Source organism: Andreprevotia chitinilytica DSM 18519, from assembly GCF_000711875.1.
GTDB classification, from domain to species: Bacteria; Pseudomonadota; Gammaproteobacteria; order Burkholderiales; family Chitinibacteraceae; genus Andreprevotia; species Andreprevotia chitinilytica.
In genome coordinates, this window is the sequence record NZ_JONM01000025.1 from 1 (window position 1) to 13,911 (window position 13,911).

Consider the following 13,911-nt stretch of genomic DNA (forward strand, 5'->3'; position numbering starts at 1 on the left):
GCAGGGGTCGGCGGGAGCGATCCTGCAACCCGGCGGCGCCGTGTTCAGCGAAGCGGGCCAGCCATTTGTAGCCGGTCTTGGGGCTGATGTTGAAGGCGTGGCACAGCGCACGGACATTGGCGCCGGGGGCTTGGGCCAGCAAGACGAATTCGTGGCGTGAGGACATGGTGGAATACTCCTTCCAAGGCATCGCCTGCTCCTGTGAATGGTAAGGCGATGATCATAAAAGGTGTTACCCATGTCTCCCGACAAGTGTTACCTATGTCTCCCGGCTGAACACAGAGCGAAGCCCAACGCTTACCGATGCTTGTTGGGCTTCGCTCTGCTCAACCTACCCGGCTGCCATCGGCCCCCTCCCGCGCCGTGGAATGTAAGAAAGTCACGTAAGCAAGCATGACTCATATCAATACAACGGTAGCCAATACGTCGCCCAATTTGGTTTTTGCTCGCTACCCAATTTCCGCAATATGTCATCGATTGTCAGCACGGGGCAATCGCGTTGTCTGGCATTCGGGCATTTTTTTGGATATGTCAATTGATCTGCAATTCATTTGGCATACCACGGCAGCCACGCTGAATTTGCAGCCATTTTGCGAATTGAATGATTGAGGAACCATTAAGAATATTCTTATTTTTAAGACTTTTCCTATATCAATAGCGCTTATTGAACCGCGAAAATCACGTCATCCCAATCGGCAGCCGCAACAGGGCATCCCAAACGGCCAATGTGCCGCGCCGGGCGAGACGGGTATGACTCAACACTGGCTTAGGAAACACCATGAAACATCTGAATGTGCGTAACACGTTGCTTGCCCTGGCGCTGACCGGTGCAGCCTCCGCCTCGTTCGCGGCCACCACCAGCACGCTCGACCTTACCGTCGGCGGCACTATCTCCCCCGCACCGTGCACGCTGGATTTCGACGCCGGCAATACCGTGGATTTCGGCACGACCAAGGCATCCGCCTTGAGCAAGACGGCGTATTACAACCTCGGCATCCTGTCGACCCACGCCAACATCACTTGCAGCGCGCCGATCAAGGCCGCATTCAAGATCGTCGATAACCGCGCGGCATCCGCGATCCGGGATGACGGCATGAACGCCCTCATTAGCAACTTCGGCCAAAGTTATTTGTTTGGTTTGGGTCAGGCCAACTCGATCAACATCGGCGCTTACGGCATTTATTTCACCGAAGCCGCGGTCTTCGACGGCACGACCCAGGCGAACAATATGCTCAGCACGAACGGCACCGCTTGGACAAACAACACCAATACGTGGCTCGACCCGTCGGGCAAAACGTTCTATTCGGCCGGCTCCGGCACGACACCAGCCGCCGGCCGGAATATGTCTTACCAGATCAAGGTCAAGGCCGCCCTCAATAAAGCCACTGCATTGAATCTGGTGAACGATATCCAGCTCGACGGCGCGGCCACCTTCGAGCTGGTCTACCTGTAATCGAGCCGGCGACCACCCAACCGATTTGAAACCCCAACGGCGCGCCCTGAGCGGCAGCCGACCCAGTCAGGAAACACCATGAAACATCTGAATGTGCGTAACACCTTGATGGCCTTGGCGCTGACCGGCGCGGCCGCTGCCTCATTCGCCGCCACCACCAGCACGCTCGACCTCACCGTCGGCGGCACCATCTCCCCGGCGCCCTGCACGCTCGACTTCGGCGCTGGCAACACGGTGGATTTCGGCACGACCAAGGCATCCGCCTTGAGCAAGACTGCTTATTACGATCTCGGCACCAAGGCCACCAGCGCCAATATCACCTGCAGCGCGGCCATCAAGGTCGGCTTCAAGGTCACCGATGACCGCGCCGCGTCCGCCATCAAAGATACCGCCATGAGCACGACGCTCGGCAATCCGGGCACAGGGGAGATGTACGGGCTGGGCACCGTCGGCACCGCGCAGATCGGCTCCTATGTGATCGACATGTCGACCAAGGCCACCTTCGACGGTACGCAACTCGCTACCAATCTGTACTCGGGCGACAACAAAGTCTGGACGATCAACGTGAAGTGGATGACCCCAAATTTCACCTACTCCGCAGGCGCAAGCGCTGCGGCCGGGCCGATTGCCGGCAAAGTCATGACCTACCCGCTCAGCATTCACGCCGCGCTGAACAAATCCACTGCGCTGAATCTGGTGAACGACATCAACCTCGACGGCGCAGCCACCTTCGAGCTGGTCTACCTGTAATCGACCTCGGCGCATTGATCGCCCAACCAATTTGAAACCCCAACGGCGTGCCATGAGCAGCAGCCAACCCAGTCAGGAAACACCATGAAACATCTGAATTTGCGTAACACGTTGATTGCCCTGGCGCTGACCGGCGCAGCCGCCACCTCGTTCGCGGCCACCACCAGCACACTCGATCTCACCGTCGGCGGCACCATCTCCCCGGCGCCTTGCACGCTGGACTTCGGTGCTGGCAACACGGTGGATTTCGGCACGACCAAGGCATCCGCCTTGAGCAAGACCGCTTATTACGATCTGGGCACCAAAACCACCAGCGCCAATATCACCTGCAGCGCGGCCATCAAGGTCGCCTTCAAGACGATTGATAACCGTGCCGCAACTGTCATCAACGATTCGACAATGGCAACGCTGATTTCGGGCACCGACGCATTCCAACTGTTCGGCTTGGGTACCGCTGGCTCGGCCAATATTGGTGCTTATGCAATCCGGTTCACCGACGCGGCGACCTTTGACGGCAAAAAGACCGGAAACAACATGTACACCAGCGGTACAGCCACCGGCTCCAGCACCTGGATCGCAACCCCGGGGTTTATTTCACCCTCCGGATATAGCTACAGCGCAGGCACCGGCACCACACCGGCCGCCGGCAAGGTCATGAGCTACCCGCTCAGCATTCGCGCCGCACTGAACAAATCCACTGCGCTGAATCTGGTGAACGACATCAACCTTGACGGCTCGGCTACGTTCGAAATGGTCTACCTGTAATCGACCCGACGTGCTGACGACCCAACCCATTCAATATTGCTATTTACAGAGACTGACCATGACACACACTCAACTGACCCGCGCCATCACCACCGCCCTGCTCGGGGGTGCTTTGTTCGCCGCTGCATCCGCCGGCTTTGCCACCACCACCCTGACCGTCAAAGGCACTGTCAGCCCGGCGGCCTGCACACCGACCTTCGTTGGCGGCAGCAGCAAAGTCGACTTCGGCGCGACCTATGCCTCCAACCTGACGCCGGATGGCTACAAAGACCTCGGCACCCGCGATATCACGCTGCAAGTCACTTGCGATGCACCGGTGGTCGCCGTGATGCGCGTGACCGACAGCCGCGCCACCTCCACCATCGCCGCAGCGAACATTGCGCTCGATAACGTCGCCGCCACCAAGCTGTTCGGCTTGGGCACCGCCAAGGACGCCACCGACAAGGATGTGCAGATCGGCTCCTACAACATCAAGATCAAATCCGCCCCGACCGTGGATGCCACCGCTTCCAGCTCGGCCATCACGACCAGCGACAAGAAAACCTGGGCCAAGGCGGCCACGGCGCAGTACCTGACCGCCGACGGTTCCGAGTTTTACGCTGCCGGCACTGCTGCGAACGCAAACATCTCAGGTCTGGTCACCCAGTTCCCGATGACGCTGCATGCCGTCGCGAACAAGGGCAATGTGCTGCCGACCACAGCCGATATCACACTGGATGGCGCGGCGCAGTTCGAAGTGTCTTACCTGTAAGGGGCTGTTCAAAGTCTCGCAAACCGTCAATTTGAAGCGCTACGGGGGTTTTACTTCCCCCTTCTCGAAGGGGGAGTGAGGGGGATTTCGACACCGGTAGATATTGAGATGCCGCAGAAATCCCCCTAGCCCCCTTCGCAAAGGGGGGAACAACGGCATTTGCTGCCATTTGCAAATGGTCGTAAACAAGTTCCAAGTGAGTCGATGATTCAAAGACAGGGCAATTCAGTGATCTTGCAATCAGAAAAACGCAATGGCCACCGATTTAAAGCATGGATTCACCCCATTCACATGTCATTGCAAATTGATATGAATCTCAACGATTGATTAACACCTATGGCATATCCAAATAAATATTAAATACCGGCGCAAGAATTAAGACTTTTCTTATTTCGTTGCTACCCCGTATCCAACGAAAATCTTGCCTATAACTTGACCCGCCCCAATCCATGCCTTGATCTCGAATACAACGGTTGGCTGAACAGGATGGGCGCCATTCACCCAGACTTAGGAATCACCATGAAACAATTGAATCTGCGCAAAACCCTGCTCGCCACCCTGCTGATCGGCTCCGCTTCCCTGGCGGCGGCGGCCGCGACCAGTACCCTCGACCTCACCGTCGGCGGCACCATCTCCCCCGCACCGTGCACGCTGGATTTTAGCGCTGGCAACACGGTGGATTTCGGCGAGACCAAGGCATCACTCCTGAAGGCCGGCGCTTATTACGATCTGGGCACCAAGGACACAACGGCGACCCTCACTTGCAGCGCTGCAATCAAGGTTGGCCTCAGATCCGTCGACGACAAAGCATCGTCCGCCCTCAAAGATGCAGCCATGCTGACCGCGCTAAAGACCGATGCCAAAACCCCCACCGCCACCGACGTGTATGGCCTGGGTACGCAAGGCACCACCAGCATCGGTGCATACATCATGTATTTCTCGGACGCGGCGACCTTTGACGGCACGAAGATGGCGCAGAACCTTTACAGCACCAATGGCGGCACGAGCTGGAGTGCGAGCCCCAACTGGTTCACACCGAGTACTGTCACTTTCTCCGCTGCCAGTAGCGGCTTGGTGCCTGCAGCAGCAAGAGTGATGACCTACCCGATCCGCATTCACGCCGCGCTCAACAAGCGCGAAGCGCTGAACCTGGTGAACACCATCAACCTCGATGGCTCGGCTACGTTCGAAATGGTCTACCTGTAATCGACCCGACGCGCTGACGACCCAACCCATTCATTGATATTTGAGAGACTGACCATGACACATACTCAACTGACCCGCGCCATCACCACCGCCCTGCTCGGCGGGGCTTTGTTCGCCGCTGCATCCGCCGGCTTTGCCGCCACCACCCTGACCGTCCGGGGCACCGTCAGCCCGGCGGCCTGCACACCGACCTTCGTTGGCGGCAGCAGCGCCGTCAACTTCGGCGCAACGTATGCCTCCAGCCTGACGCCGGATGGCTACAAAGACCTCGGCACCCGCGACGTCACGCTGCAAGTCACCTGCGACGCCCCGGTGGTCGCCGTGATGCGTGTGACCGACAGCCGCGCCACCTCCACCATCGCCACAGCGGTCGGTTCGCTCGATAACGTCGCCGCCACCAAACTGTTCGGCCTGGGCACCGTCAAGGACGCAACCGACAAGGATGTGCAGATCGGTTCCTACAACATCAAGATCAAATCCGCCCCGACCGTGGATGCCACCGCGTCCAGCTCGGCCATCACGACCACTGACAAGAAGACCTGGGCCAAGGCGGCCACGGCGCAGTTCCTGGCCGCCGATGGCTCCGAGTTCTACGCCGCCGGCACTGCTGCAAACGCAAACATCTCCGGTCTGGTCACCCAGTTCCCGATGACGCTGCATGCGGTTGCGAATAAGGGCAATGTGCTGCCGACCACCAAGGACATCACGCTGGATGGCGCAGCGCAGTTCGAGGTGTCTTACCTCTGATGCACTTGATCGGGGTCGTGCCCGGGTCATCTGATCTCAATCAGACCCCGAGCTGATCCGGCCACGAGCCTGATCACACTTTGGCATCGATGCCCCTCTGCTTCGGGGGGCAAATACAGGGCGCAAGGGGGGAACCCCTTGCGCCCTGTTGCATTGGTGCTGCGTACGCGTTTTGTGTCGAGCATGTTGGGGGCTTGGTCGCGATCTTCTCAAATGGCAGCAAACGCTGTTGTTCCCCCCTTTTCGAAGGGGGGCTAGGGGGGATTTCTGCGGCATCTCAAATTGCCACGGCGTCGAAATCCCCCTCAATCCCCCTTCAAAAAGGGGGAGGCAACACCTTGAAGCGCTTCGAATACGCGGTTTTGCAAGATCGCAAACAAGCGCTTAGCCCCCGTCCTCGCCAGCTCATTGGCAACAAAAAAGCCATTGCTTTACCCATTTTGCCAGAAGCGTGCGAACAGTATCCCAATTACCCCATCCTGCATTTGACTTCCTGCCTTCCCCGCTTAAATCACCCTGAATTTATAAATTTGAAATGAATATTCAGATCACGCATCGACCCGCGTAGTTTTGTATCAATCGCAACCATCCGCGCCCATTTGATTATTCCAACATCATTAAAAATAGACCGTCATTGAAGCGCACAAACACGCTATGGATCGGGCTGCAACATCGCCAAGAACCGCGCCATTACTGCTTTTTAGTGCTCACGAGGGCATGCGGTCAATTTATGCCATACGGATTATTCAGCACTTCAACCCACCAGAATTAAGAATCGTCTTATTTAGCCAGCAGTGATAACCCCATACGATTACCAGCTTAAATAACCAGCTGCAGCCCATGAAAAATCAACCCGTATCGGCGCCCTATGGAATATCCGGCTTATTTCCTCAGCCATTATTCCCATTTCGCCCGATCACTTTGTTCATTCTGACGATGTTTTCGTCCTTCGCTGCTTACGCAGCGGAGCCGACCCCGGTTGGCGTGGCAGCAGCAAATTCAGTTGGTGAGGACAGCGCCACGGCGTTCGATCTCGAGGCATTGAAAAGCCGCGGCATCGATCCGGCGGTTGCGGCGTATTTTTCCAAGAAACCCCGCTTCCATCCTGGCCGGACCCGGGTTGCGCTGGTGTTGAACGGCAAACCCAAGGGATCGGTCACGGCCCGCTTTGATGAAAAGGGCAATCTGTGCTTCGACCGTGCATTCATCGACCAAGCCGGCCTGATCCTGCCGGCCGCATTGGAGCGGGATGCCAAGGACGATTCAGCCACGCCGGCCGGCTGCTACGACTATCGCGACGCCTATCCGCAAACCGAAACCACGCTCGATCCGAACAAGAACGAGATCAGCCTGGTGGTGCCCTCAGACGCGCTGCGCGAGGAAGAGCTCAACATTGCGCACAGCAGCGGCGGGGTCGGCGCGATGTTGAACTACGACATCGTCAGCACGAAGACCCAGTCGCTCGATACCCAGCAAAACTTCACCTACGCCAATACCGAAGTCGGTTTCAACGCGGGCGACTGGATGGTGCGCAGCCGCCAGAGCTATTCGTCCGACCGTGGCGAGGGGCGCTTCCAGTATCTGTACTCCTACGCGCAGAAGACCTTCGTCGAGCAGCGCGCCTTGCTGCAAGTGGGCGAAATCAATGCCAACAGCACGCTGTTTGCGCTGCCGTCGTTGATCGGCGCGCAGTGGTTTCCCGATAGCGCATTGACACCGCAAAACAGCAGCGGCTCGATCGACGGCGTTGCCAATAGTCAGGCGCGGGTCGAGGTGCGGCAGCTCGGCGCGATCATTTACTCGACCATGGTGCCGGGCGGCCCGTTTTCGCTCAAAGACGTTCCGCTGCTGAATACGACGGCCGAGGTGGAAGTCACCATTACCGAAGCCAGCGGCGGCCAGCAGCGTTATTCCCTGCCCGCCTCGCAAGTGCAGAGCTGGCTGGGCGCGCCGCAAAGGCTGTCGATGGCTGCCGGGCTGGCGCGGGAAACCGGCAATGGCGACCGGCCGTGGGTGATCACGGCGACCGATGGCCGAACCATCAGCAAGCGGCTCAACGTGGGTGGCGGGGTGTTGGCCGCACGTGGCTATCAGGCCGCCGTGGTGACCCTTGCCAGCGAACCGATCCCCGGCTTGAGTGGGACCGCCACGACGACCTTCTCAAACGCGCAGCAGGATGGCCAGCGCGGGGCGAAGGTCGATATGAATGTCTACGGCGCACTGCCGGCCTACCAGCTTTCCGCCAATGCGTACGCCATCCAGCAAACCCGGGGTTATCGCGACCTGACCGACGTGATCGGCGCAACCAGCGACGCCAATTCGGCCCCGGCCATGCGCAGCCAGTACGGCATATCGGCCACCTGGCAAAACGCCACGCTGGGCGGGTTCACGATGGCGTATTCGCAATCGAGCTATTTCAATGGTTCGTCATCGCGCCGGATGATGGCGGCCTGGAGCAAGCAGGTGAAACGCACCACGCTGTCCGTCAACGTGGAGCGGAATCTGGGCGGCTATTCGCTCAACGGCAAGACCCGTGTCTACGCCATGTTGTCGTTCCCGCTGGGTTCGGCCAGCGCCCGTACTTACGTCAATACCAGCGGCAACGGGGAAACCAAATACGGCGCGGCGGCCAGCCAGACAGTCAGCGATTACCTCAACTACAACGTGAGCGCGGATACCTCGTCACGCGGCACTCCCAACTTCTCCGGCAACGTCAGCGTATTGCCGCGTTATACGCAGGCCGGCTTCGGCTACGCCCGCAGCGGCACGGACAGCAACACCTTCTCGGCCCAGTTGCAGGGCGGCGTGGTCGCCACCCGTGCCGGCATTACGCCTTCGCCCCATCAGATCGGCGATACGTTCGGGATGATTTCCGCCGATGGCGAAAGCGGCGTTCGGATAAGCACGCCGCAGGGCACGGTCTGGACCGATCCGTGGGGCCATGCCGCCATTCCCAACCTGCCGGCCTTCAAGACGTCGCGCGTGGAAGTCGTCACCAAGAGCCTGCCGCGCAGCATCGACGTGAAGAACGGCATCAGCATGCTCAACGCCGGCCGTGGCTCGGTGAATCTGGTCGATTTCGGCATGGTCCGCGTGCGGCGGATGTTGCTGGACACCAAGCTGCACGACGGCACGCCTTTACCCAGCCGCTCGATGATTCTCGATGGCGAAGGCAACTATGTGACGACCTCGGTGGATGACGGCGTGGTGTTCCTGGACACCGTGCCGAAGTCATCGCTACACGCCACCAAGCCCGACGGCGGCATCTGCCGGCTCGATTTCTCGCTGCCCGAGAAGCAAGACACGGAACGACCCTACGAAAGCGTGGAGGCCAAATGCGCAACCTGATCCCAGCCTCCCCACGCCCTGGCATGGAGTACGACATGACCCATATGCAGTCTTCGCGGCAACGCAAGCCTCTGGCGCTCATTGCCGTGGCCTGCATCGCCTGCGCCATTTCCATCGCTCAGGCGGCCGAGTGCCAACTGAGCTTCGACAACCCCAAGGTGGACTACGGGCGGCTGACCCGCTCCCGTGGCTCGGTGCACAGCACGCTGGCCACGTATGGCCCGATGCGCCGCACCCTCTCCGCCGTCTGCCCGACCCCCACGCAGCTGGCCATCACGTTTCGCGGTAATGCCGGCAGCGGCAAGGCGCTGAACTTCGGCGGCGGCAGTTACGCCATCCGTGTGGTCAGTGCCCAGCTCGACAGTCAATCGGTGCAGCCGGTGCGGGTCGCCAATCTGGACGATGCGCCGGAAACGCCAGCCGGCGGATTCGTGCTCAAGCCCGAGGACGGCATTGCGCCGGCCGGTGGCGCGGCAGTGCGCGGCAAGCGGTTCGATGTGCAGCTGGAAATCACGGCATCGATCCCGAATACGGCCCTTGGCGTTGCGGATACCACCGGGTTCGAAGCGCTTGGCGATTTTGATTTGCTCACCCGTCCTTAGCCCCACCAGACGGCCCGTACCCAGCCGGGATGCCATTTTTTTGTTCTTAACCCTGGAGAAACACCATGAAAGCAATTCAACACCATTCGATGAAGTGGCTGGCCTGCGCCTTGGTCGCCGGCGCAGTGCAATTGGCCAACGCCGCCGGCATGGTGCCGGAAACGTCCGTGCTGCTGATCAAGGAAGCCGACGGCGAAGCCGTGATGAGCGTCAAGAACGCGGACCCGACCGTGGCCTTGCTGCACACCACGATCCAGCACATCGCCGAAGACCAGGAATCGCTGATCCAGATCACCCCGCCCGTCGCACGGGTGGAGCCGGATGGCACGCAGCTGGTGCGTTTCATCCTGACCAACAAGGAACCACTCCAGACCGAACGGCTGGCCCGGGTGATTTTCGACGGCATTTCCGAGCGCAAGCCGAGCGACACCAACAAGATCACCTTGTCGGTACGCCAGAATTTGCCAGTGGTGATCCATCCGAAGTCGCTGGCGTTCAACAACACACCGTGGACGTTGCTCAAGTGGAAAGTGGCGGATGGCAAGCTGTGGGTCTCGAACGACACCCCGTACGTGGTGCGCCTGTCACAGGAAGTGACCGTGCTGCCGGGCAACACCAAGGGCATGCTGCCGAAGCCGTATTTGCTGCCAGGTGACACCGTGCATGTGGGCATGGACGTCGATCTGGCCGGTGCAACGACGGAGAAAGTACAAATCTCCCCAGCAACCGTGTATGGCTATATGGTCGCGCCATACGAAGCACCGATTGCTGCGGGTGATGCTGTCGCGGCGAAGTGATTTGTTCGGGATGGACATGAAAAAGGGGAGCAGATGCTCCCCTTTTTTTCGCTACATCATTCGTAGGGCGGGTTAGCCGTCAACGGCGTAACCCGCCGGACAATGCCGTGACAAACAGCACATGCGGCAGGTTACGCAGTTCGTAGGTTGGAGTTGAGCGCAGCGAAGCCCAACATTCACTATGCGACACATTCCACCATCGACGCTTGAACTGATGTTGCGCTTCGCGTTGCTCAACCCAACCTACCCACCGTCAATCCACCTGCCGGATCGTCGGCACCTTGGCCGCCATCGCGAGCACCAGCACGGTCATCGTCAAACCGAACACCGGCATGATCCAGCCGATATCGACATGCAAGGACAGCAAGGCCGTGACCATCGCGTAGGAGATCGGCGACAGGCCCATCGATGCCACGGTGTTCAGGCTCATCACCCGGCCGATCTTGTCGCGATCGGTGTATTGCTGCAGCAGCGACATCATCGGCACGTTGTTGCTGACCACGCCAAAGCCGAGCAGGAACTGGATGGCGATGGAGGCCCACAGCAGATACGAATGCCCTTGCAGCCCGAGCAGCACGCCCTCGGCCGCGATCACCAGCACGATCATCAGCAGGCGTTTCTTGAGCGGCGGATAAATAGTCAACAGCGTGCCGCCGACTACCATCCCGACCGCAAAGGCGCTTTGCAGGAAGGACAGCGTGCTCGCCTCGCCCTTGAGGTGATCCGTCACCACGATGGGAATCCCAAGCCCGAGCGGCCCCATGAACAGCAGGTTGGCAATGGCGTAGATCAACATCAGGCTGCGCAAGACCGGCGTGCTGAGCGCGTATTGAATGCCCTCTTTCAGCTCGTGCAGCACGTGGCGGCGCTCACCATTGGCGACCAAGGCCGGTTCGCGGATCAAGGCAATACAGGCCACCCCGATCAACAGCAGGATGCCGGTAATCGAGAACACCCATTCGTAGGACACCAGCGCCAGCAGCGCGCCGCCCAGCACCGGGCCGAAAACAAGGCCGATCTGGTTGGTGGTCAGCATGATGGAGTTGGCGCGGGTCAGGTCTTGCGGGCCGACCAGACTGGGCAACAGCGCATCACGCGCCGGCCAGAAGAAGGCATCGAGCGAGCCGTAAATGAAGGCGAAGCCGGTCATCACCCAGATATCCAGCTTGCCCATCGCCAGCAGGCCGACCAGCGCGAACATCAGCAGTACGCGCATGCCCAGCGAACCCAAGATGATGCGGCTGCGCTTCATCCGATCCGCCACCACGCCACCCAGCAACATCAGCACGATGCGCGGCACCGAGCCGGCGATCATCACCAGCCCCAATTGTTCCTTGGCGCCCAACGTTTTGACCACGAACCACGTCTCGGCAATGGTCGCGACGGCCAGCGCGAAATTGCCGACCACGCTGGCCAGCCAAACGAGAAAGAAATTGCGATTGCGCAGCAGGGATGGCGGATGGGCGAGCTGATCCCCGGCAGGGACCGCAAGGGGGATGGGTACAGGGATGGGATCGGAGATGAGATTGGTCATGGGACGAATGCTAAACTTCGGGTCGATTAGGCAATTCTATCGACGCCCCCCATGCATTGCGATGTCGAATCCTCTCATTTGATTTATCCCAATCCATCACCCGAACCCCCACCCTTCCAGAAGGAAAAAGTCATGGCCTACCGCAAGATGACCGAACTCGACCTTTCCGGCCGCCGCGTACTGATCCGCGCCGACCTCAACGTGCCGGTAAAAGACGGCGTGCTCGGCGACGACACCCGCATCCGCGCTTCGTTGCCGACCATTGAAACGGCGTTGAAAGCCGGTGCTGGCGTGATCGTAATGAGCCACCTGGGCCGTCCGACCGAAGGCGAATTCCAGCCGGAAGACTCGCTGGCTCCGGTTGCCAAGCGCCTGGGCGAACTGCTCGGCCGCGATGTGCCGGTGATCGCCAACTGGGAAGGCTACCAAGTGAAGCCGGGCGAGCTGGTGCTGCTGGAAAACGTACGCGTGAACAAGGGCGAGAAGAAGAACAGCGACGAACTCGGCCAGAAATACGCCGCGCTCGCCGATGTGTTCGTCAACGATGCCTTCGGCACCGCCCACCGCGCCGAAGCCTCCACCCACGCCGTCGCCAAGTTCGCGCCGGTCGCCGCTGCCGGCCTGTTGCTGGCGGCTGAGCTGGATGCGCTCGGCAAGGCGCTGGCCCAACCGGCTCGCCCGCTGGTCGCCATCGTGGCGGGCTCCAAGGTCTCGACCAAGCTGACCATTCTGGATTCGCTGGCCGACAAGGTCGACCAGTTGATCGTCGGCGGCGGCATCGCCAACACCTTCCTGTTGGCGGAAGGCCATCAGGTCGGCAAGTCGCTGGCTGAAGCCGATCTGGTGGACAACGCCAAAGCCGTGATCGCCAAAATCCGCGCCCGTGGCGGCAACGTGCCGCTGCCGACCGACGTAGTCACCGGCAAGAAATTCGACCCGAGCGAGCCGGCTGTCACCAAGCCGCTGGCCGCCGTCTCTGCTGATGACATGATTTTCGATATCGGCCCGGATTCAGCCGCCCAGCTGGCAGACCTGCTCAAGAGCGCCGGCACCATCGTCTGGAACGGCCCGGTCGGCGTGTTCGAATTCGACCAGTTCGGCCACGGCACCGAGGCCATCGCCCGCGCCATCGCGGCATCGCCGGCGTTCTCGATTGCGGGTGGCGGCGATACGCTGGCAGCGGTGTCCAAGTACGGCATCACCGACGACGTGAGCTATATCTCGACCGGTGGCGGCGCATTCCTTGAGTTCCTCGAAGGCAAGGTGTTGCCGGCAGTGGAAATCCTGGAGCAACGTGCGAAGGGCTGATTCCCAGACCGACCTTTGTTCGACTTTTGTTTGAAATGAAATGAAATAACGCCGGCATACCCGGCGTTATTTTTTGTCTTCAGATTTAAGCAGATCAAGCGCAAAACCAGATCAGAAAATACTGGGGCAGTGACAGCGCATCGCTATAATGGCGAATTCATTACGATCATAATAAAAATCGCCACCATGCCCCGGCTGACCAAATCCCTCACCCTCTCACTGCTGCAAGCCCGCGAAACCACCATGGGCTTTTTCCGGCCGATCCTGAACCGGCACGGTTTGACCGAACAGCAATGGCGCATCATCCGCGTGCTGATCGAGCGCCGCACGGTCGATTTTCAGCAGCTGGCCGACGTCACCTGCATCCTGCCGCCGAGCATGACCGGCATCCTGACGCGCATGCAGCGCGATGGCCTGATCCTGAAACTCCGCCCGGAAAACGATCAGCGCAAAGTGTTCATCACCCTGACCGCCGAAGGGCAAGACCTCTACGAAACCGTCAGCCCGGAAATCGAGCAGCGCTATCACGACATCGAAATGCAGCTCTCGCACGAGCATCTGGAGCAATTGATGGCGTTGCTGGAAGAAGTGAAGCAGCTGCAGGTTGGGGCGGAACAGGGTGAAGGGACAAAGTGAGCAGGTTTGGTTGA

Annotated in this window: 14 protein-coding genes; 12 read left to right on the forward strand and 2 right to left on the reverse strand. The window is 59.7% G+C overall.

The features are described from left to right. The coding region (locus BR41_RS23790; protein WP_156970670.1) for a helix-turn-helix domain-containing protein at window positions 1-190 on the reverse strand (190 nt) is incomplete at its 3' end. Between the two features lie 588 nt (window positions 191-778). Between BR41_RS23790 and BR41_RS18885 the strand changes: the two genes are divergently transcribed. The 10 genes from BR41_RS18885 to BR41_RS18925 all read left to right on the forward strand — a co-directional run bounded on the left by BR41_RS18885 (window position 779) and on the right by BR41_RS18925 (window position 10,419). Further along, window positions 779-1,453 (forward strand): DUF1120 domain-containing protein, encoded by a 675-nt coding sequence (locus BR41_RS18885; protein WP_035060164.1) that lies wholly within the window; start codon window positions 779-781, stop codon window positions 1,451-1,453. A 78-nt stretch (window positions 1,454-1,531) separates the two neighbouring features. Then, window positions 1,532-2,203, forward strand: a complete 672-nt coding sequence (locus BR41_RS18890) for a DUF1120 domain-containing protein (protein ID WP_035060167.1) — start codon at window positions 1,532-1,534, stop codon at window positions 2,201-2,203. A gap of 84 nt (window positions 2,204-2,287) precedes the next feature. Further along, on the forward strand, window positions 2,288-2,968 hold the full coding sequence (locus tag BR41_RS18895; protein WP_035060169.1) for a DUF1120 domain-containing protein: 681 nt from the start codon (window positions 2,288-2,290) through the stop codon (window positions 2,966-2,968). A 58-nt stretch (window positions 2,969-3,026) separates the two neighbouring features. Then, complete coding sequence (locus BR41_RS18900) at window positions 3,027-3,719, forward strand: DUF1120 domain-containing protein (RefSeq protein ID WP_035060172.1); 693 nt, start codon at window positions 3,027-3,029, stop codon at window positions 3,717-3,719. 519 nt (window positions 3,720-4,238) lie between these two features. Beyond that, entirely contained in the window at window positions 4,239-4,925 is a 687-nt protein-coding gene (locus BR41_RS18905; protein WP_035060174.1) for a DUF1120 domain-containing protein, read from the forward strand. A gap of 54 nt (window positions 4,926-4,979) precedes the next feature. Then, a complete protein-coding gene (locus BR41_RS18910; protein ID WP_035060176.1) occupies window positions 4,980-5,672 on the forward strand; it encodes a DUF1120 domain-containing protein in 693 nt (230 codons plus the stop codon). 338 nt (window positions 5,673-6,010) lie between these two features. Continuing rightward, entirely contained in the window at window positions 6,011-6,211 is a 201-nt protein-coding gene (locus tag BR41_RS24340) for a hypothetical protein (RefSeq protein ID WP_156970795.1), read from the forward strand. Window positions 6,212-6,608: 397 nt separating this feature from the next. Beyond that, the gene (locus BR41_RS18915) at window positions 6,609-9,020 is read left to right on the forward strand and encodes a fimbria/pilus outer membrane usher protein (protein ID WP_051711369.1); all 2,412 of its coding nucleotides are present in this window, start codon (window positions 6,609-6,611) and stop codon (window positions 9,018-9,020) included. Next, window positions 9,008-9,622 carry a DUF1120 domain-containing protein gene (locus BR41_RS18920; RefSeq protein WP_156970796.1) on the forward strand — a complete coding sequence of 205 codons (615 nt, stop codon included), beginning with the start codon at window positions 9,008-9,010 and terminating at the stop codon, window positions 9,620-9,622. The genes BR41_RS18915 and BR41_RS18920 overlap by 13 nt, the downstream gene beginning before the upstream one ends. A gap of 65 nt (window positions 9,623-9,687) precedes the next feature. Next, window positions 9,688-10,419: a fimbria/pilus chaperone family protein gene (locus tag BR41_RS18925; RefSeq protein ID WP_035060180.1), complete on the forward strand. Its 732-nt coding sequence runs from the start codon at window positions 9,688-9,690 to the stop codon at window positions 10,417-10,419. Window positions 10,420-10,672: 253 nt separating this feature from the next. Here BR41_RS18925 and BR41_RS18930 read toward each other — a convergent pair whose 3' ends face one another. Then, a complete protein-coding gene (locus tag BR41_RS18930) occupies window positions 10,673-11,953 on the reverse strand; it encodes an MFS transporter (protein WP_035060182.1) in 1,281 nt (426 codons plus the stop codon). A 132-nt stretch (window positions 11,954-12,085) separates the two neighbouring features. Between BR41_RS18930 and BR41_RS18935 the strand changes: the two genes are divergently transcribed. Both BR41_RS18935 and hpaR read left to right on the forward strand, forming a co-directional pair. After that, window positions 12,086-13,261, forward strand: a complete 1,176-nt coding sequence (locus BR41_RS18935; protein WP_035060185.1) for a phosphoglycerate kinase — start codon at window positions 12,086-12,088, stop codon at window positions 13,259-13,261. 186 nt (window positions 13,262-13,447) lie between these two features. Continuing rightward, a complete protein-coding gene (hpaR, locus tag BR41_RS18940) occupies window positions 13,448-13,897 on the forward strand; it encodes a homoprotocatechuate degradation operon regulator HpaR (RefSeq protein WP_211251809.1) in 450 nt (149 codons plus the stop codon). Window positions 13,898-13,911 lie beyond the last annotated feature (14 nt).